General features: G+C 65.8%; 14 protein-coding genes. 2 read left to right on the top strand and 12 right to left on the bottom strand.

Going from position 1 to position 19081, the window contains the following annotated elements; translation table 11 throughout:
• Positions 1 to 61 precede the first annotated feature (61 nt).
• Positions 62 to 1696 carry a flavin-containing monooxygenase gene (locus AKN83_RS29195; RefSeq protein ID WP_050405882.1) on the top strand — a complete coding sequence of 545 codons (1635 nt, stop codon included), beginning with the start codon at positions 62 to 64 and terminating at the stop codon, positions 1694 to 1696.
• 93 nt (positions 1697 to 1789) lie between these two features.
• On the opposite strand, the gene AKN83_RS29190 is transcribed toward AKN83_RS29195, so the two are convergent.
• From AKN83_RS29190 to AKN83_RS29140, 11 genes are all read right to left on the bottom strand, one after another.
• A complete protein-coding gene (locus tag AKN83_RS29190) occupies positions 1790 to 5092 on the bottom strand; it encodes an acetyl-CoA carboxylase family protein (RefSeq protein WP_050405937.1) in 3303 nt (1100 codons plus the stop codon).
• Between the two features lie 17 nt (positions 5093 to 5109).
• Positions 5110 to 5994 carry an ABC transporter permease gene (locus tag AKN83_RS29185; RefSeq protein WP_050405881.1) on the bottom strand — a complete coding sequence of 295 codons (885 nt, stop codon included), beginning with the start codon at positions 5992 to 5994 and terminating at the stop codon, positions 5110 to 5112.
• Positions 5991 to 6947, bottom strand: coding sequence for an ABC transporter permease (locus tag AKN83_RS29180; RefSeq protein WP_050405880.1), 957 nt, complete (start codon positions 6945 to 6947; stop codon positions 5991 to 5993). Before AKN83_RS29180 ends, AKN83_RS29185 begins: the two co-directional genes overlap by 4 nt.
• A 3-nt stretch (positions 6948 to 6950) precedes the next feature.
• Positions 6951 to 8498 carry an ABC transporter substrate-binding protein gene (locus tag AKN83_RS29175; RefSeq protein WP_050405879.1) on the bottom strand — a complete coding sequence of 516 codons (1548 nt, stop codon included), beginning with the start codon at positions 8496 to 8498 and terminating at the stop codon, positions 6951 to 6953.
• On the bottom strand, positions 8495 to 9517 hold the full coding sequence (locus tag AKN83_RS29170) for an ABC transporter ATP-binding protein (protein WP_050405878.1): 1023 nt from the start codon (positions 9515 to 9517) through the stop codon (positions 8495 to 8497). The genes AKN83_RS29175 and AKN83_RS29170 overlap by 4 nt, the downstream gene beginning before the upstream one ends.
• The gene (locus AKN83_RS29165; RefSeq protein WP_050405877.1) at positions 9514 to 10590 is read right to left on the bottom strand and encodes an ABC transporter ATP-binding protein; all 1077 of its coding nucleotides are present in this window, start codon (positions 10588 to 10590) and stop codon (positions 9514 to 9516) included. Before AKN83_RS29165 ends, AKN83_RS29170 begins: the two co-directional genes overlap by 4 nt.
• Complete coding sequence (locus AKN83_RS29160; protein WP_050405876.1) at positions 10590 to 13013, bottom strand: CaiB/BaiF CoA transferase family protein; 2424 nt, start codon at positions 13011 to 13013, stop codon at positions 10590 to 10592. Before AKN83_RS29160 ends, AKN83_RS29165 begins: the two co-directional genes overlap by 1 nt.
• A 176-nt stretch (positions 13014 to 13189) precedes the next feature.
• The gene (locus AKN83_RS29155) at positions 13190 to 14632 is read right to left on the bottom strand and encodes an amidohydrolase family protein (protein ID WP_050405936.1); all 1443 of its coding nucleotides are present in this window, start codon (positions 14630 to 14632) and stop codon (positions 13190 to 13192) included.
• 136 nt (positions 14633 to 14768) lie between these two features.
• Positions 14769 to 15794, bottom strand: a complete 1026-nt coding sequence (locus AKN83_RS29150) for an ABC transporter substrate-binding protein (RefSeq protein WP_050405875.1) — start codon at positions 15792 to 15794, stop codon at positions 14769 to 14771.
• A gap of 42 nt (positions 15795 to 15836) precedes the next feature.
• Positions 15837 to 16613: an ABC transporter permease gene (locus AKN83_RS29145; protein ID WP_050405874.1), complete on the bottom strand. Its 777-nt coding sequence runs from the start codon at positions 16611 to 16613 to the stop codon at positions 15837 to 15839.
• A gap of 2 nt (positions 16614 to 16615) precedes the next feature.
• Positions 16616 to 17470 carry an ABC transporter ATP-binding protein gene (locus AKN83_RS29140; RefSeq protein ID WP_050405935.1) on the bottom strand — a complete coding sequence of 285 codons (855 nt, stop codon included), beginning with the start codon at positions 17468 to 17470 and terminating at the stop codon, positions 16616 to 16618.
• Positions 17471 to 17673: 203 nt separating this feature from the next.
• On the opposite strand from AKN83_RS29140, the gene AKN83_RS29135 reads away from it, so the two are divergent.
• Entirely contained in the window at positions 17674 to 18432 is a 759-nt protein-coding gene (locus AKN83_RS29135; RefSeq protein ID WP_063695582.1) for a GntR family transcriptional regulator, read from the top strand.
• A 117-nt stretch (positions 18433 to 18549) separates the two neighbouring features.
• Here AKN83_RS29135 and AKN83_RS29130 read toward each other — a convergent pair whose 3' ends face one another.
• Positions 18550 to 18969, bottom strand: a complete 420-nt coding sequence (locus AKN83_RS29130; protein ID WP_050404253.1) for a nuclear transport factor 2-like protein — start codon at positions 18967 to 18969, stop codon at positions 18550 to 18552.
• Positions 18970 to 19081: the final 112 nt, after the last annotated feature.

Raw genomic sequence — 19081 nt, 5'->3', positions numbered from 1 at the left:
GTCGGCGGCAGCAGGACCGGCTAGCCTTGCGGGCAATCAACCGATCAGGGAGCGACGACAGGTGGCAGCCTTGCGCCAGGACAACAGCCTCGAGACGGCTGCGCTGGACTACGACGTCATCATCATCGGCGCCGGCCTATCCGGCATGTACCAGCTCTACCGGCTGCGCGAGCTCGGCCTCACGACGCGGGTGTTCGAGGCCGGCACCGGCGTCGGCGGCACCTGGTACTGGAACCGGTATCCCGGCGCGCGCTTCGATTCCGAGAGCTATTCCTACGGCTACTCGTTCTCGAAGGAGCTGCTCGAGGAATGGGAATGGTCGGAGCATTTCGCCGGGCAGCCCGAGACCCTGCGCTACTGCAACTACGTCGCCGACAAGTTCGACCTTCGCCGCGACATCCAGTTCGAGAGCCGCGTCACGTCAGCAATCTACCAGGACGACACGCGAAGCTGGCAGGTCACGCTGGAGAACGGCGCGCAGCACAGCTGCCGCTTCCTGATCACCGCGATCGGCCCGCTGTCGACCCCGACCTTGCCGCGGATCGAGGGCATCGACGATTTCAGGGGGCAATCGTTTCACACCGCGCGCTGGCCGAAACAGAAGGTCGATTTCACCGGCAAGCGCGTCGCCGTGATCGGCACCGGCGCCACCGGCATCCAGACCATCCAGACCATCGCCGGCGAGGTCGGACATCTCACCGTGTTCCAGCGCACCGCCAATTGGGCGGCGCCGCTGCACAACGGCAAGATCGACACCGAGACGCAGGCGAAGATCAAGGCCGGCTATCCAGAAATCTTCGCGCGCTGCAAGGAGACCTTCGCCTGCTTCGTCCATACGCCAGATCCGCGCGGTGCGTTCGAGGTCAGCGACGCCGAGCGCGAGGCGTTCTACGAAAAACTCTATGGCGAGCGCGGCTTCGGCATCTGGCAAGGCAATTTCAAGGATATCCTGATCGACCGGGCGGCAAACGCCACGATCAGTGACTTCGTCGCGCGCAAGATCCGTGAGCGCGTCAAGGATCCGAAGGTTGCCGAGATGCTGATCCCCACAAACCACGGTTTTGGCACACGGCGTCTGCCGCTGGAGACCTTCTATTACGAGGTCTACAACCGCGACAATGTCGAGCTCGTCGACCTGAAGGCGACGCCGATCGAAAAGGTCACACCCGAGGGCATCCGCACCACCGAGAAGGACTACGCCTTCGACATCATCATCTACGCCACCGGCTTCGATGCCATCACCGGCAGCTTCGACAAGATCGATATCCATGGTGCCGGTGGCGCGCGGCTCAAGGAGAAGTGGGCGCACGGGCCGGAAACCTATCTCGGGCTGATGGTCGACGGCTTCCCCAACATGATGATGCTGATGGGCCCGCACACCGCGCTCGGCAACATCCCGCGCAGCATCGAGTACAGCGTCGACTGGGTCACCGGCCTGCTCCGCTTCGCTCAACAGAGAGGCCTGACCTTCCTCGACGCGACGCCCGAGGGCACCGCAGGCTGGACCGATCACGTCAAGGCGCTCGGCGTCGGGCTGCTGTCGAACGAGGTCGATTCCTGGATGACCGGCATCAACCGCAATGTCGAGGGCAAGCAGACCCGCATTGTCGCCCGCTACAGCGGCAGCGCGCCGGCTTACCGGGCGCGGTGCGACGAGGTGGCCGCAAAGGGGTATGCGGAGTTGCAGTTGGGCTAACTCTCGCACCGACGCGAGGCGCCCGCCGATCGACCGCCGTCGTCCCGGCGAAGGCCGGCACGACACCGAGTTTGATGCACGCTTCGTCAGCCCCTACCACGCATCGATGCACGGGCGCTTGCGGTGCGTGCGCGGCTCCGGCCTTGGCACCGAGCGGAGGCCGGCCATGATCCAGTGCCTGGTGTCGGCGGGATCGATCACCTCGTCGATCTCCAGCACCGAGGCGATCGAGACCGCCTTGCCGTTGGCGTAGAGCTCGGCGACCTTGGTCTGGAAATACGTCTCGCGCTCGACGGGGTCCGCGATCGCCTCCATCTCCTTGCGGAAGCCGAGGCGGACATAGCCTTCGAGGCCCATGCCGCCGAACTCGCCGGTCGGCCATGCCACCGTGAAGAACGAGGCGTGGAAGCCCCCGCCGATCATCGATTGTGCGCCGAGACCATAGCCCTTGCGCAGCACGACGCCGAACAGCGGCACGGTGATGCTGGCGCCGGTGACGAACATCCGCGCGACATGGCGCACGATCGCGGTCTTCTCGGCCTCGGGGCCGACCATGAAGCCCGGCGTGTCGCACAGCGAGACGATCGGGATGTCGAAGGCATCGCACAGCTGCATGAAGCGCGCGGCCTTGTCGCCGGCCGCGGCATCGATCGCGCCGCCGAGATGCTTCGGATTGTTGGCGATCAGGCCGAACGGCTTGCCTTCGATCCGGATGAAGGCCGTGATCATGCCGACGCCGAAATCGCGCCGGATCTCCAGCACCGAGCCTTCGTCGGCCAGCAGGTCGATCACGTTGCGGATGTCGTAGACCCTGAGGCGATTTTCCGGGATCGCACGGCGCAGCAGCCGCTGGTCCGGCGCCTTCCAGTCGGCCACCGCGCCCTGGAAGTAGGACAGATATTTCTGCGCCACCGTGGTCGCCTCTTCCTCGTCCTCGACCAGGATGTCGATCACGCCGTTCGGCGACTGGAACGAGACCGGGCCGACCTCCGCCGGATGATAAACGCCGAGCCCGCCGCCCTCGATCATCGCCGGGCCGCCCATGCCGATCGAGGCATTTTTCGTAGCGATGATGACGTCGCAGACGCCGAGCATCGCGGCGTTGCCGGCGAAGCAATAGCCCGAGACCACGCCGACCACGGGCACCAGGCCGGACAGCTTTGCGAACTGCACGAAGGACGGGCCGTCGAGGCCGGTCATGCCGAGCCGGTCGGTATCGCCGGGACGGCCGCCCCCGCCCTCGGCATAGAACACCAGCGGCATGCGCCACTGCTCGGCAAGGCCGAGCATGCGGTCGATCTTCTTGTGGTTCATGTGGCCTTGCGTGCCGGCGAGCACGGTGTAGTCGTACGAGATCACCATGCAACGCGCGCCGTCAGCGCCGAAATCCTTGGCGTTCACGGTGGCAACGCCGGCGATCAGGCCGTCCGCCGGCGTGTTCTTGATCAGGTCCTCGACCTTGCGGCGGCGGCGCTGTGCCGCGATCGCAAGCGAGCCGTATTCGACGAACGAGCCCTCATCGACCAGCTGCGCGATGTTCTCGCGCGCGGTGCGCTGGTTGGTCTTGCGGCGGCGCTCCACCGAGGCCGGGCGGTTCTCGTCCAGCGTGATCGCCTTGCGCGCGATCAACTCGGCCAGATCAGGACGGATGTGATCGAGATCGGTCGCGGCTTCCTCCGCGGTGTGATGACCATCGACCTCGGCGGGCTCGAGGAACAGGATCGGCTCGCCATGCATCAGCGTGACGCCGGGACCGCCGGCGATCTTCGTCACCCGGCCGCCATGCGGTGCGGTGACGAGATGCTCCATCTTCATCGATTCCAGCACCGCGATCTGCTGGCCGGGCCGGACCAGATCGCCTTCCGCGACCTCGATCGCAACGATGGTGCCCTGCAACGGCGCGGGCACCGGGAGCGAGCCCTCCGGCGCCGCCTCGCTGGCGGCCGCCTTGACCGTAGTCGCCTCGCTCACCTCGAGCAGCGGCGCGGCATGCGCCTGCGCGGCGCCAACCAGCGCCGCGACATGGGTATCGATGAAGTTGGTGCTGATCTTGTTCCGCGCAAAACTCTGATGCGCCAGGATCGCGCCGAGGAACGGGATGTTGGTGGCGACGCCGCCGATGCGGAATTCACGCAAGCTGCGCGACGCCTTGTGTACCAATTCGGTCCATTTCGGGCTCGGCGAATGCACGATGACCTTTGCCAGCAGCGAGTCGAACGCCGCAGAGGTCCGGTAGCCGGAATAGCCGAACGTATCGACGCGAACGCCGGGGCCGGACGGCAGGTCGAACACGCTGAGCGTGCCGCCGGTCGGCTTCGTCACGCCCTTCTCGTCCATCACCTCCATGTTGACACGCAGCTGCATCGCATAGCCGCGCGGCAGCGGCACGGCTGCTTGCGCCAGCCCAAGCGAGGCGAGCGTCGCGCCGGCGGCGACCGCGAGCTGCGCCCGCACGAGGTCAATGCCGAGCACCGCCTCGGTGACGGTGTGCTCGACCTGGAGCCGCGGATTGGCCTCGATGAAGGCGAAGGCGCCCTCGCCCTCCCCGGCTTCGTCATCGACCAGGAATTCGAAGGTGCCGAGATTGTCGTAGCGCGCGGCCGACGCGAGCTGCTTTGCGGCCTCGATGATGCGGGCGCGCAGGCTCTCGCTCAGCGACGGGCTCGGCGCCACCTCGATCAGCTTCTGGTTGCGGCGCTGGATGGTGCATTCGCGCTCCCAGAGATGGCTGATCGCGCCATGGTGATCACCGATAATCTGCACCTCGATATGGCGCGCCTTGCGGATCAACCGCTCGACATAGACCGCATCGCTGCCGAACGCCGCCTTGGCCTCCGACTGGCAGCGCGCATAGGCTTCATCCAGCTTCGCCAGGTCCTCAACCACGCGCATGCCGCGCCCGCCACCGCCGGCGATCGCCTTGACCATCACGGCGGCATTGGCGCCTAGCGAGGCGAAGAAGGCCTTTGCCTCGTCGAGTGTCGTTGCACCCGACGTGCCGGCAATGATCGGTACGTCGCACTTTTTAGCCAGCGCCTTTGCCTTGGCCTTGTCGCCGAACAGATCGAGCGCGTCCGGAGACGGGCCGACGAATGTGATCTTCTCGTCGGCACAGCGCCGCGCCAACTCTGTGTTCTCGCTGAGGAAGCCGTAGCCCGGATGCAGCGCGTCGCAACCCGTGGCCTTGGCGGCCGTGATGACAGCCTCGATGTCGAGATAGGCCCGTGCGCCGCGGCCCGGGATCTCGTGGCTCGCGTCGGCGGATCGGACATGCAGCGAGGCCGCGTCGTCGGCGGAATAGATCGCGACCGTCGCGATGCCGCTCTCGGCGGCGGCGCGGGCAATGCGGATCGCGATCTCACCGCGGTTGGCAATCAGTAATTTCTTGAACGACATGATCATTCCACCAGAGGTCAGCGATCCTTCATCGTGGGATCGAGCACGACACGCAAGGATTCGCCCAGCGCGTTGAACGCCAGCGAGACGACGAGAATGGCAACGCCCGGCGCATACATCTGCTCCGGAGCGATTTCCATATATTGATAGGCACGCGCCAGCATGGCGCCCCAGCTCGGGTCCGGCGGCTGGATGCCGAGGCCGAGGAACGACAGGCTGGCCTCCGCCAGCAGCGCCGCTGCGAGCAGCAAGGTCACCTGCACGATGACCGGCTGCAGCGTGTTCGGCAGCACATGTCGTACAAGGATATGCCAGGTCGGCGCGCCGAAGCCGCGGGAAGCATCGACATAGAGCTCCTGCCGCACGATCAGGGTGCGGGCGCGGACGATGCGCGCCAGCGCCGGAAACATCGTGATGCCGATCGCGATCATGCCGTTGGTGAGCCCGATGCCGAGCGCGCCGGTGACCGCGATCGCCAGCACGATGGCGGGGAACGACAGGAAAGTGTCGATGACGCGGCTGATGATGTCGTCGATCCAGCCGCCGAAATAGCCGGCGACGAGGCCGACCGGCAGCCCGATCAGGACCGCAACGCCGACCGCAAGCAGGCTGGCATAGACGGTGGCCGGCGCGCCGTAGATCAGGCGCGAGAACACATCGCGGCCGAGATCGTCGGTGCCGAGCAGATGCGCAGGCCCCGGCGGCGCCAGCATGTTGTTGACGTCCTGCGCGGTCGGCGCATAGGGCGCGATCCAGGGCGCGCCGATCGCGACGATGACGAGCACAGACAGCACCAGGATCGACAGCGCCGCACGGAGATCACCGGCGAGCCAGCGCAGCAAACGCCGCAGCCGGGTCGGCCTGGCCGGAGCCTTCGGAAAGGCGAGCGCCGTGTCGGTCATTGCTCGATCCTCGGATCGACAGCGGCACACAAGAGATCAGTGACCAGATTGACCACGATCACCACCACCACCATGGTGAAGACGACGCCTTGCACGATCGGGAAATCGCGCTGGATCGCGCCGCGCACGATCAGGCTGCCGAGGCCGGGAATCGCGAACACCGCCTCGATCACGACGGTCGCCGCCAGCATGCGATTGACCAAAAGGCTGATGATCGTCAGCAGATTGACGCCGACATTCTTCAGGCCGTGTTGCCAGAGAATCCGCGACATCGACAGGCCCTTGGCATGCAGCGTGCGGACATATTGCGATGACAGCACCTCCAGCAACGCGCCGCGCAACTGGCGCGCCACCTCCGCCATGCCATAGGCCGCGATCGCGATCCCCGGCAGCAGCGCGTGCCTGATGGCATCGATCGGCGAGGCGCTGAAGGATTTCGCGCCGGTCGCCGGCAGCCAGTTCAGCTTCAGCGAGAACTCCGCCACCAGGATCATCGCAAGCCAGAAGCCGGGCACCGCGACGCCGAGCGAAGCGATCATGCTGATCAGCTTGTCGATCCAGCCGTTCGGCTTGATCGCGGCGATCACGCCCATCGGAATGCCGGTGACCAGTGCCAGCATCAGCGCGATCACGACGATCAAGAGCGTATTCGGGAAGGCGCGCCCGATCGAATCGGCGACCTTCTCGCCGGTCAGCAGCGATTGCGAGAGGTCGCCCTGCACGACATGGCCGAGCCAGGCGCCGTATTGCACCAGGAACGGCCGGTCGAGGCCGTAGAGCTGCCTGATCTCGGTGATCCGCGCATCGGTGGCGTTGTCACCTGCCAGCGTCACGGCGATGTCGCCGGGCACCAGCTTGAGCAACGCGAACACCATCAAGGTCGCGAGCACGATCACGGGCAGCGCCTGCAACAGGCGGCTGCCGATGACCTTGACCGGTGACCGTCGCGCCATCGATTAACTCTCCAGCCAGACGTCGTCGTATTTCGGCTTGCCGAGCAGGTTCGGCCGATAGCCTTGCACCTTCTTGTTCATGGCGACCAGTTCGAACTGGAACGCGAGCGGCACCACGAAGGCGTTTTCCATCACCAGCCGTTGCACGGCGGCGAAGGCCTTGCGCCGGACCTCGATATCCTCCGAGGCGCGCGAGTCCTTGATTGCGGCCTCGAGCTCCGGAGGCACCGAGGCGCGGCCGGCATTGTAATAGGCTTCCCCGGTAAACATCAGCGAATAAGTGAGGCTCGGGTCGGGCCGCCCGGTCCAGGCCGAGAGCAAGCCGGCACCCTTCTTCTCCGCACCGAAGAATGCAGCAGAGGCTTCCGCGACCGTTCCGTTGACGAACTTCACGTTGATACCGGCCTTGCGCAATTGCTCGATCAGGATCTCCTCGCGCTGCACCGAATCCTGATCTGTGTAGCCGCCGATCTCGATCGGGGTGCCTTCCTTGAAACCGGCTTCTGCTAGCAGCTTGCGCGCCTTGTCGGGATCGTAAGGATAGAGCTTTGCGACCTCGGCATCATAAGCCCAGTGCGCCTTCGGCAAGTTCATGCAGGCCGGCTCGGCGAGGCCGGCGAGCGCAGCCTTGACGAAGGCCTCGCGATCGATCGCGAAGTTCAGCGCCTGGCGGACCTTGACATTGTCGAATGGCGGCTTGGCCCAGTTCAGGAAGATCTGGAACACGTAGAGCGTCGGGCCGTGCACCACCTTGACGCTCGACGCGCGTTCGATGATCGCCTTCTGCCGCGGCGGCAGCTGGTAGATCAGGTCGTTCTGGCCCGCGGAAACCGAGCGCGCCCCCGTCGTCAGTTCCGGAATGATCGAGAATTCGATGCCGTCCGGATAGGGCCGGTTCGGCTTCCAGTATTTCTCGTTGCGCTTGACCACGATCTTTTCGCCGTCGGCCCAGCTCACGAACACATAAGCACCGGCGCCAACCGGCTTGCGGGTCACGACGCCACCGTCAGCTGCCTTCAGGGCGGTCGGCGACACCATCATGCCGGCGCGATCGGAGAGGATGCCCGGCAGCGCGGTATCCGGCGTCTTCAGCTTCAAGGTCACCTGCTGCGGGCCGGTGACTTCGACCGCCTCCACCGACAACAAATCGGCCTTGATGTTCGACTTCGCATCGCTCCGGTTGCGATCGAGGTTGAACTTGACGGCTTCCGCATCGAGCGGCGTACCGTCATGGAAGGTGACACCTGAGCGGATGTTGAGCACCAGCGTATTCGGATCGGTAAACTTCCAGCTCTCGGCAAGCCCCGGCTTCGGCTTCAGCGTGTCGAACTCCCATTCGGTCAGCGTGTCGTACATCGTGAACAGGAAGGCGTGGTCGGAGCCGGCGCCGCCGGTCGCCGGATCGAGGCTCGACGGATTGGCCGGCGCCGAGATCCGCAAGGTGCCGCCCTTCTTCGGCGCGCTTTGTGCGAAGGCGCGGCCGCCAAGCCTGGTGCTCGCCAGCGCGCCCGAGATCAGCGCCATGGCCTCGCGTCGTGTCGTCATCGTCATGGCGTTCTCTCCGGTACGTTGGGCAAATAATTCGGGCGGTCGGCGAAATGACAGGCCACCCAGTGATCGGGCTTCAGCTCGCGCCACTCCGGCACGCGCTCGGTGCAGAGCGGCTGCGCGTGCGGGCAGCGGGTGCGGAAGCGGCACCCCGCCGGCGGATCGATCGGGCTCGGCACCTCGCCCTGCAATACGATGCGACTCTCCTGTCGCATCGACGACGGCAGCGGCCGCGGCTCGGCCGACAGCAGCGCGATTGTGTAGGGATGCAGCGGCCGCTCGGCGACCTCTTCAGTGGGCCCAAGCTCGACGAACTGGCCGAGATACATCACCGCAACGCGCTCGCTGATATGCGACACCACGGCGAGATCGTGGGTGATGAAGACGTAGGTCAGGCCGAGATCGCGCTGCAGATCGGCAAACAGGTTGAGCACGTCGCCGCGGATCGACATGTCAAGCGCGGCCACCACTTCGTCGCAGACGATCAGTTTCGGCTTCAGCGTCAGTGCACGCGCGATCACGACGCGCTGCTTCTGGCCACCGGACAGCTGATGCGGATAACGCTCGCCGAACTCCTGCGGCAGGCCGACGCGCTCCAATGCCTCGCGCGCCTGCCGCTCGCGCTCGATGCGGCTGCCGACACCGGCAAGCTCCAGCGGCTCCAGCACGGACGCAAGGATTGTCATGCGTGGATTCAGCGCGGCATTCGGATCCTGGAAGATGATCTGGTAGTCACGGCGATGATTTTGAAATTCCCGGCGCGACAGTGCCATCGGGTCGATGCCGTCATGCAGGATGGCGCCGGCGCTGGGGTTCAGCAGGAACACCAGCGCGCGGCCGATCGTGGTCTTGCCCGAGCCGGACTCACCGATGATGCCGAAGGTCTCGCCGCGGCGAACGTCGAAATTGACGCCGTCGACCGCCTTCACGGTGGCACGGCGGTCCGAGGTCTGGAAGCGAACCTGGAGGTCGCGCACCGAGACGATGGGCTCGTCGCGCTGTTCAGCGGATGCCGCGGTCATTGCGTCGCGACCTTCGCAGCAGTAGGCGTTTCGGGCGGGTGCAGCGCGCCCGGCAGATTGAGCTCGGCAAAGCGCCAGCAGCGCACCTTGCGGCCGCCGCCGGCATCCTGCAATTTCTGCTCGGCCTCGCAGCCTTCGGCCGCATGGGCGCAGCGGGCACGGAAGCGGCAGCCGGCCGGCATCTCCGCGATCGACGGCACCCGGCCGGGGATCGACGGCAGCCGGCCGTGGCGCGGGCTCAGATGCGGCAGCGAGCGCAACAGGCCGGACGTATAGGGATGCAGCGGCCGCACCAGCGCCTCGTCGACGGTGGCGTCCTCGATCACCTCGCCGGCATACATCGTAATCATCCGCGTGCAGGTCTCGGCGACGACGCCGAGATCGTGGGTGATCAGCATCAGCGCGGTCTTCGAGGTCTCGCTGATGTCGCGCAGCAGCTCGAGAATCTGCGCCTGCACGGTGACGTCGAGCGCGGTGGTCGGCTCGTCCGCGATCAGCAGCTGCGGCCCGCAGATCAGGCTCGCCGCGATCATCACGCGCTGGCGCATGCCGCCGGAGAGCTGGTGCGGATAGTCGTCGATCCGCCGCTCCGGCGAGGCGATGCCGACGCGGCGGAGCATCTCCAGCGTTTTGGCGCGGGCTTCCTCGTAGCTGACATCGGTATGGACGCGCAGCGTCTCGGCGATCTGGTGGCCGACGGTGAAGACCGGATCCAGCGCGCTCATCGGCTCCTGGAAGATCATCGCGATCCGCTTGCCCCGGATGGCGCGCATCTGTCGCGCGCTGCAGGAGGCGAGATCGGTGCCGTCGAACAGGATCTTGCCGTCGAGCCCGGCGAAGTTGCCCGGCAACAACCGCAGGATCGACAGGCCGGTGATGGTCTTGCCGCAGCCGCTCTCGCCGACGATGCCGACGCGCTCGCCCGGCGCGATATCGAAATCGATCCGCCGCGTCGCCTGCCAGATGCCCTGCGTGGTCTTGAAGCGGATGCCGAGCCCGCGCACGGACAGCAGCGGCTGTGCGCCGTCGCGCGCAACCTCCGTCCTGCGCTGTGCCGGTGGCCCTGCTGCCATCAGCCCGCCGCCCGCTTCTTCTCTTTCACCAGCTGCTCCTCCATCAGCATCTCGGTGCCGATGATGCCCTCGCGGGTGAGCTCTTCCAGCTCGGCGTCGGAGAGGCCGAGCATGCCGGAAAGAATCTCGCGATTGTGCTCGCCGAGCGTCGGCGGCACCGAGCGGATCGCAAACGGCGCATCGCCTTCGCGGAACGGCATCGATGGCTGCGGATGCTTGCCGATGAAGGCGCGGTCGACCTGCTGGATGAAGCCGCGGGCGTCAAGCTGCGGGTCGTCAAGCAGATCGATCGGCAGGCGGGCCACGCCGGAGGCGACGCCAGCAGATTGCAGTGCGGCCATCGCCGCATCGGCCTCGCGGTTCGAGGTCCATGCCGTGATCGCAGCCTCGATTTCGGCCTCGATCGCGCGGCGGCCCGCGGCCGTCCTGAGCGTGTCGTCCGCCGCCCAATCCTCGCGGCCGAGCAGCCGCGCGAGTCTCGGCCACATCGCGTCGTCGGATACCGCGACCACGATCCAGTTGTCGTCGCCTTCGCAGCGAAAGCAGCCATGCGGCACGAAATCGGGATGGCGGTTGCCAAATTTGGACGGCGGCTTGCCGTCGATCGAATGCGCGACGATCCAGGGTGCGGCGAACGGCATCATGCATTCGATCTGTGCGAGATCGATGAACTGGCCCTGCCCTGTGAGTTTTGCATGGATCAGCGCGGTCAACACCGCGGCAGCGCCGTTGAGGCCGCCGACGGCGTCGCCGAACGCGGTGTGGCTCATCACCGGCGGGCCGCCGGGATCGCCGACCACGCTCGGCAGGCCGGAGCCCTGCTCCAGGGTCGAGCCATAGGCGCGGCAATCGCGGTGCACGCTGCCCGCGCCGAACGCCGACATCGACATCATCACGAGCTTCGGATTGAGCTTGCTCAGCACCTCGTAGCCGAGGCCGAGCTTGGGCAGCACCTCGACCGAATAATTGTCGACCACGAGGTCGGCATCGGCGAGCAGGCGTTTTGCGAGCGCAAGCCCCTTCGGCCGGGTCAGATCGAGCGTGATCCCGCGCTTGTTGCGGTTCATGATGCAGTAGCGCACCGACTTCTCGTACATCTGCTCCAGCACATAGGCCGGACGGCGGTCGACGCCGCGCCACCAGTCCGGATATTGCGTCGCCTCGATCTTGATGACGTCGGCGCCGAGATCGGCGAACGTGCGGGTGCAGATCGGCCCGGCCCAGCCCATCGAGAAGTCGACGACGCGGATGCCCTCGAGCGGCAGGCGATCGGTCGCAGCCGGCTTCGGCCCCGGCACACGCGGCGCGGCCTCACGCCTCGCCTGCTGCTCGCCGAGATCGGGTACCCGGCCGCCCCGCAGCGGCGGCGTTGCCGTCAGCCGCTGCATCGTGCCGGCGGAGAAGCCGGCCTCGTCACCGACCGTGATCGGAACGATGGCGCCGCGCGCAAGTTTCTCTTCATCGGCGATCAGGTCCGATATCTCCGGCACCGGCACGATCGGGATCTTGCGCTTGAGGCCTTCAGTGAACCATTCCTGCACGGTGCGCTGCTTCAGCTTCGGCAGGATCTTGCCTTCGATTTCGGCGACGTGGCGCAGCCGGTCGACGCCCATGACCAGCGTCGGATCGTCGCGCAGCTCATCGAGCCCGAGCATCTCACAGAACGCGCGCCACTGCGCCGGGGTCACCGTGGTAACGCCGAGCCAGCCCTGTTTGGTCTCGTAGATGCCGACCGGAAAGGTCGGCCAGAACCGGTTGACGCCGATCCGCCGCATGATGTCGCCGCGCTGGAACGCCTCGAACATGATGTATTCGGTGACGGCGATAGAGGCCTCGAACAGGCTGAGATGGCTTTCGCGGCCGCGCCCGTCCTGCATACGTCCCAGCACCGAAGACGCCGCAGCGATGAAGCTCCACAGCCCGCCGAGGATCCCGGTCTGGAAATCCGGCGCGTGCATCGGCGGTCCCTGCTCGGGTCCAACCAGCTTCACGAGGCCGGTGAGCGCGCGGATCGTGGAGTCGGTTGCCGCGAAATCGGCATAGGGACCGCGATCGCCGAACCAACTGAGATCGAGATGGATCAGGCCCGGGTTGTCGCGCTTGATCGCAGCGAGATCGATGTCGGGACAATCCGCCGCAGCGATGCCGCGCCCGTCGAGCAGGATGTCGCAGCCCGTGACCAGCTCGCGCAGGCGCGCGGCGTCGCCCTGCTGGAGCACGACACTCGATTTGTTGAAATTGAGAAACGCAAACCACGCGCTGTGCCCCTGCGGCGTCAGCGGCGCGGTGCGGCGGAGCGGATCACCCTCCGGCGGCTCGACCTTCTGCACGTCGGCGCCAAAATCGGCGAACAGCCGCGCGCAATAGCTCGTCGCCGCTGCACTTCCGATCTCGACAATCCGCAGATGCGACAACGCACCCATCAGGCTTCCTCGCGAACAACATGACCAGCCGGTGACAGCGGCTGATTCAGTTTCTTTGTTGAGTTGAACTTGAAGCCGCGCCGACTGTGTGATGCAAGTGGAATTTTCTTCCGCTTGACGGAATTAGAGCGTGCATGATCGGCGCTGCTGCGCAGCGCGAAGCGTGGATTGTGCAGCTAATTGCAGGTCAGTTGCGCTTCGAACCAGCCTTGCAGCCGATGCGACAGTCGCGGCCATGCGCGCAAGACATGCGCGTATGTGGCCGCGCTCGCGCGATGGATGCCGCGAAGTTCCTGCTCAATGGCGGGAAGGTCAACACCAAGGCACCGGCCGGCCTTGGCGACGGTGCGACCATCGACCACAAGCTCAGAGAGCAGCGACGCATTGCCGCGTGCGAACAAGAGGTCGAGCGGATCAGCATCAACAATCTGATCGCGCTCCAGCCGGTCGAGATCGATGCTGACGAAATCGGCCGGCGCGCCGACGGCGAGCTCGCCGGTGCCGGGCGCACCGGTGGCGCGGCGGCCATTGCGGATCGCGAGCGCGAAAAACTCCTGCGGTGTCCAGCTGCGCTTAAAGCCGAGCCCGCCGTGCATCATCTGCACCAGCCGCATCTCGCGCAGCACGTCGTCGTCTTCGTCGAGCGCCAGGCCATCGACGCCGACCGCGATGGCGCAGCCGCACGCGTGCGCGGCGGCGATCGGCGCCAGGCCGGAGCGCAGATGCAGGTTGGAGGAGAAATTGGTGACGATGCGCGCGCCCGACGCCGCGATCATCTCGATCTCGTCGGGCCGGGCGTGGATGCAATGCGCCAGCGTCAGCCGTTCGGAGAGCAAGCCGATGTCGCGGAGATAGCGGACGATGCCGCCGGGAAAGCGCTCATCAGCCCAGGCACGCTGATAGATCGTCTCGAGCAGATGCATGTGGACGCGGCGGCCGGTCTGCGCGGAATTCTCGGCAACCGCTTCCAGCAGCGGCTTCGAGCACCACTGCACGCCAGCAGGACCAAGCTGCACGTCGACCTTCGGCCCGCCGATCGCGGCGGCAATCGCATCGGTCAGCTCGATGTAGGCTTTCGGCGACATCGGTGTGCGGACGAACAGCTCCTCGATCGTCTTGCGCTCGTCGCTGGCGAGCCCTGCCAGCACCGGCTCGCTGTCGCCATAGACGATCGGATTCTGGTCGCGCACCGCCATGGCAAAGGCGATGCGGATGCCGACATCGCCGGCGGCGCGGCCGATCGCCTTGACCTCGTCGAGCAACGGCATGGTGCCGCTCGGCCGAGTGTAGTGCACCATCATCGCCGCGCAGCCGGCCTGCGCTGCGCGGGCAAGCGCCGACGCTGCGGTAAGATAGGGATCGACCGGCGTGCCGACCACCGTGCGCAGGATCCAGCTCTCCAGGGGCATGCCGACCGCGCCGAACGAAGATGCGCGCGGGCGGGCGTGGTCGTGGGCGTTGATGAAGGCCGGGAGGATCAGAGAGCGTGGGGCGGCCTCCGGGCGCGCGGCTTCGGAGATCTCGGTAATGACGCCGTCGACGTGACGGAGCATGACGTTCTTGCGGATGCCCTGGTCAGAACCGCTGAACAGACGAGTTGCCGTGACGTTCATCAACATGCTCCGCTTGGTCGCCATTGCGAGCGAAGCGAAGCAATCCATGCCTCCGCATGCGGAAAGATGGATTGCTTCGCCGCGGAGCCTGTCATCGGGCGCGCGTCGCGCGACCCGTTGGCTCCTCGCAATGACGGGCCAGTCAGTTCGCAGTATACACCAGCTCGCGCTCCGCGCGCGGCGGCAGGAACTCGCGCGAGAACACCTCGGCCGGCGTCGGCGTGCGGGCGAGCTGGTAGCCTTCGACGATGAAGCCGATGGCGCGCGCCATGCGGTCGTCCCTGACGTCGCCGATCCCGATGTCCTTCATCTCCGGCGAAACGATCAGTTTCTCGAAGGAATATTGCAGCCGGCGCTTCTCGACCTCGACATTGATCAGATTGTCGTAGTTGAGCGCCGCCTTCATCGCGGCGTTCTGGTCCCTGGCGACCGCGATCGCGCCCTTGTTGATGGCGCGGACGAGGCCGGCTACCGCCTTCGGGTTCGCGGCAATCAGCTTGCGCGAGACCATCACGCCGTTGGAATAGAGATCGAGCCCGTAGTCGCCGAATGAGAACCATTTGAAGTCCTTGTCGGGGTCCTGGCGGTTGAGCACCAGGTTGAAGTAGCTGGTGATGTTGAACACCAGCGCGGCGTCGATGTCGCCCTTGATCAGCATCGGCTCCTGCAGGTTCGGCGCCATATTGGAGATCTTGATCTTCTCGCCGTCGAGCCCGTTCTTGTGCACGAACACCGGCAGCAGCCGCGTGGTCGGCGTGCCCTGCGCGCCGCCGAGCGTACGGCCCTCGAAATCCTTGATCGACTTGATGCCGCTCGAATTCTTGGCGACGATCGCGAATGGCGGCTGGTTCCACATCATGTAGACCATCACAGGCGCATCCTGCGGCTTGGCCGCGGCGTTCTGGATGATCGCGTTGATGTCGCCGAAGCCGGCGTCATAGGCACCCGACATGATGCGCGTCACCGTCGCGCCGGAGCCCTCGCCCTGGTCGATCACGACGTTGAGGCCTTCCTCTTTGAAATAGCCGTTGTCCTTGGCGTAGAAGAACGCAGCGTCCGAGCCTTGCGTCTTCCAGCCCAGCGTGAACTTGATGGTGGTGTCCTCGGCGCGCGCGGGCCCCGCGACCACGGCCAATCCCAATAGTGCAGCGCTTATTGTCTTCAGCATGACGACCTCCTCAACTCCAGTGAACGGCGATGACGAAACGATTCAGGTGGCGATGACGTTGTCCTTGCGCGTCGCCCAGCCCGTCACCCGGCCCTCGATCAGCGAGAACAGGACGTAGAGCGCGACGCCGAGGCCGGCGAGCACGAACAGGCCGGCGAACACCAGCGGCACGTTGAAATTGGAGGATGCGGTCATCATGACGTTGCCGATGCCGCGGTTCGAAGCCACGGTTTCCGACAGCACCGCGCCGACAAAGGCGTAGGAGACCGCGACCTTCAGCGAGGCAAAGAAGAACGGCATCGTCCGCGGCAAGCCGACATTCCACAGGATGTCGAACTTGCTGGCGCCGAGCGCCTTCAGCACGTCCTCGAGCTCGGGCTCGGTGGTGGCAAGGCCGGTGGCGATGTTGACGACGATCGGGAAGAAGCAGATCGACAGCGAGGTGAGCACTGCCGGTACGGTGCCGGAGCCGAACCACAGCACGAAGATCGGCACCACCGCCACTTTCGGAATCGAGGAGAAGCCGACCAGCAGCGGATAGCAGGTATCATAAGCGGTTTTCGACACCCCGATCACCGCGCCCAGCGCAACGCCCAGCGCCACGCCGAGCACGAAGCCGATCATGGTCGTCAGCAATGTCTGGATGATGTGCGGCCAGAGGATCGGGAATTTCTCGAACAGCGTGACGAAGATCTGCGACGGTCGCGGCAGCACCAGGTCCGACATGCCCGTCATCAGGCAGAACAATTCCCAGGCGACGAAGAACAGCACGATCAGGGCCGCCGACCAGGCCTTCTGCCTGATGTCTGACATGGGCATGGTCAGGCTCCCTCGCGCGCCGCGGTGCGCGCATCGACGATGAAGGCGCGGAGTTTCTGGTTGAGCGCGACGAAGTCGGGCTCGAACGTCATCGCCACGGTGCGCGGGCGGGCGAAATCGACTCTGGAATCATCGAGGATGCGGCCGGGACGCGCGCTCATCACGCAGATGCGGCTGGCGAGGAAGCCGGCCTCGCGCAAATCGTGGGTGACCAGGAGCACGGTCGGCTTGTGGGTGATCCATAGCTCTTGCAGGATCCCCCACAGCTCCTCGCGGGTGAACTGGTCGAGCGCGCCGAACGGCTCGTCGAGCAGCAGCATGCGCGGCTCGTGGATCAGCGCCCGGCACAGATTGGCGCGCTGGAGCATGCCGCCCGAGAGCTGCCAGGGATAGCGGCCGCCGAACCCCTTCAGCCCGACCTGCTCCAGCAGCGCATTGGCCTTGTCGCGGAATTCGGTCTTGCGCAGCTTGCGGAATTGCGAGCGGAACGGCTCGACGATCTTCAGCGGCAGCATGATGTTCTTCTCGATCGTCATCCACGGCAGCATGGTCGGGTTCTGGAACGCCATGCCGACCCGCATCGCCCGCGCCGCGACCTCGCGGCCGCCAACGATGACGACGCCGGTGGTCGGCCGCGCCAGGCCACTGACCAGCCGCAGGATGGTGGACTTGCCGCAGCCGGATGGCCCGACCAGCGCCACGAACTCGCCGTCGGCGATCCGCAGCGTGGTGGTCGACAGGGCCGGCACGGCACGGGCGCCGCGGCCGAAGGTGACGGAGGCCTCCGACAGCTCGATCGCAGTCGGCGCGGATCCGGCGGCCATCGGCTCGCCGGCAAATTCGGAGTTTGGTTGCATGCGCATCACGGGCAAAGTGCATGCAAGCTGGATGCCAGTGCCGAACCCGTTGGAAATCAGGGGGATCGCGCGCCTAGTGCCTTGGAGAGCCGGCTTCCTTTTGGGCAATCCACAGCTAGAACTGCATGCAATTCGGGCGGTCGATTGTTTTTGCGGTATGATAAAGAGGCGTTCTAAGCACCTTTCGAGAAGGATTCGCGGCAATGGCGGGGCGCGACCGCACCAGCAAAACGGCTGAATCGACCGACAAGGTCAGCGTGATCTGCCGTGCATTGCGGCGCGCGATCATCGAGCAGGCATTGGAGCCCGGCGCCAAGCTGCCGGAGGATTCGCTCGGCGAGCGTTTCGGCGTCAGCCGCACCATCGCGCGCCATGCGCTCGGCCAACTGGCCGCGGAGGGCCTCGTCGAGCTGCGCCGGAACCGGATCGCGGTCGTTGCAACACCGAGCTGGCAGGAGGCGCGCGATGCCTTCGACATCCGCATCGAGCTGGAGCGGCTGGTGGTGCGGCAGCTCGCGGGCAAGCTGACCAAACCCCAGATCGCCGAACTCACCGCCCATGTCGACGCCGAGGATCGTGCCCGCGACGGCGCCGACGCGGTGTCGATCCGGCTCGCCACCGAATTCCACATCCTGCTCGCCCACATGACGAGCAGCCCGATCCTGGTGCGCTACGTCAGCGAGGTCGCCTACCGCTGCTGCCTGACGCTGTCGCTGTACAGCCGGCCGCATTCATCGGAATGCGCGATCAACGAGCATCGCGCGATCATCGCGGCGCTGGTGAAGGGCGATGTGGCGAAGGCGATGGAGCTGATGCACCACCACCTGGATTCCGTGGCGACGCGCGCGCTGGTCGCACCGAGCCCGCAGCGCGGCCGCGATCTGCTGGATATCCTCGCGCCCTACGCCGACGAGGCGAGCGGCGAGAAGGTGGTGAAGCTGCCGAAGGCCGCGCGGCGCTGACGGTTGCCTCGACTCTATCCCCGTCATTGCGAGCGAAGCGAAGCAATCCATCGCGCCGCTTGCCGTGACATGGATTGCTTCGTCGCTTCGCTCCTCGCAATGACGGCTGCGCGTTCCCTACGCCTCGATCCCCCGCTGCAGCAAAATCCGCTCGGCGCTGTCGTTCCAGACGTCCATCTTGACGATCTGCCCGCCCTTCACCACGAAGCGGTCGACGTAGCGGTTGCCTTCGAACGGCGTGCCGTCGATCCATTCGCCGTAGAGCGTGCCGACGCTGTAGACGACGGTCTCGCCGGCGCCGGGGCAGACGTCGAAGCGGTCCATCTTCTTTTTCACCCAGCGATAGCGCCTGGCGTTGAAGCCGGTCGGCCCGCGCGGATGGTCGAATTCGCGCCCGCCGGTGAAAGTGATCACCGTGCCGGGCTTCATGTAGGCCGCGGCCGCGTCGGGATCGGGGATCATCGACGCCGTCAGGTACGCCTCGACGATCTCGGCATCGGACATCGGGCGGGCGTCGGCTTCGGCGGTGACGGGCATGGCGGGCCTCCTGGCATGATCAGGACTCTACAATCTGGCTGAAAAAGTGTATGCATCTTTTTTAGACAATTCGGCAGCCAATCTGCACACAATCTGGTGCTGCTCCTTCCCC

The organism is Bradyrhizobium embrapense (genome assembly GCF_001189235.2).
In the GTDB taxonomy this organism is placed as follows: domain Bacteria; phylum Pseudomonadota; class Alphaproteobacteria; order Rhizobiales; family Xanthobacteraceae; genus Bradyrhizobium; species Bradyrhizobium embrapense.
This window is presented reverse-complemented; position numbering and strand designations above follow the sequence as displayed.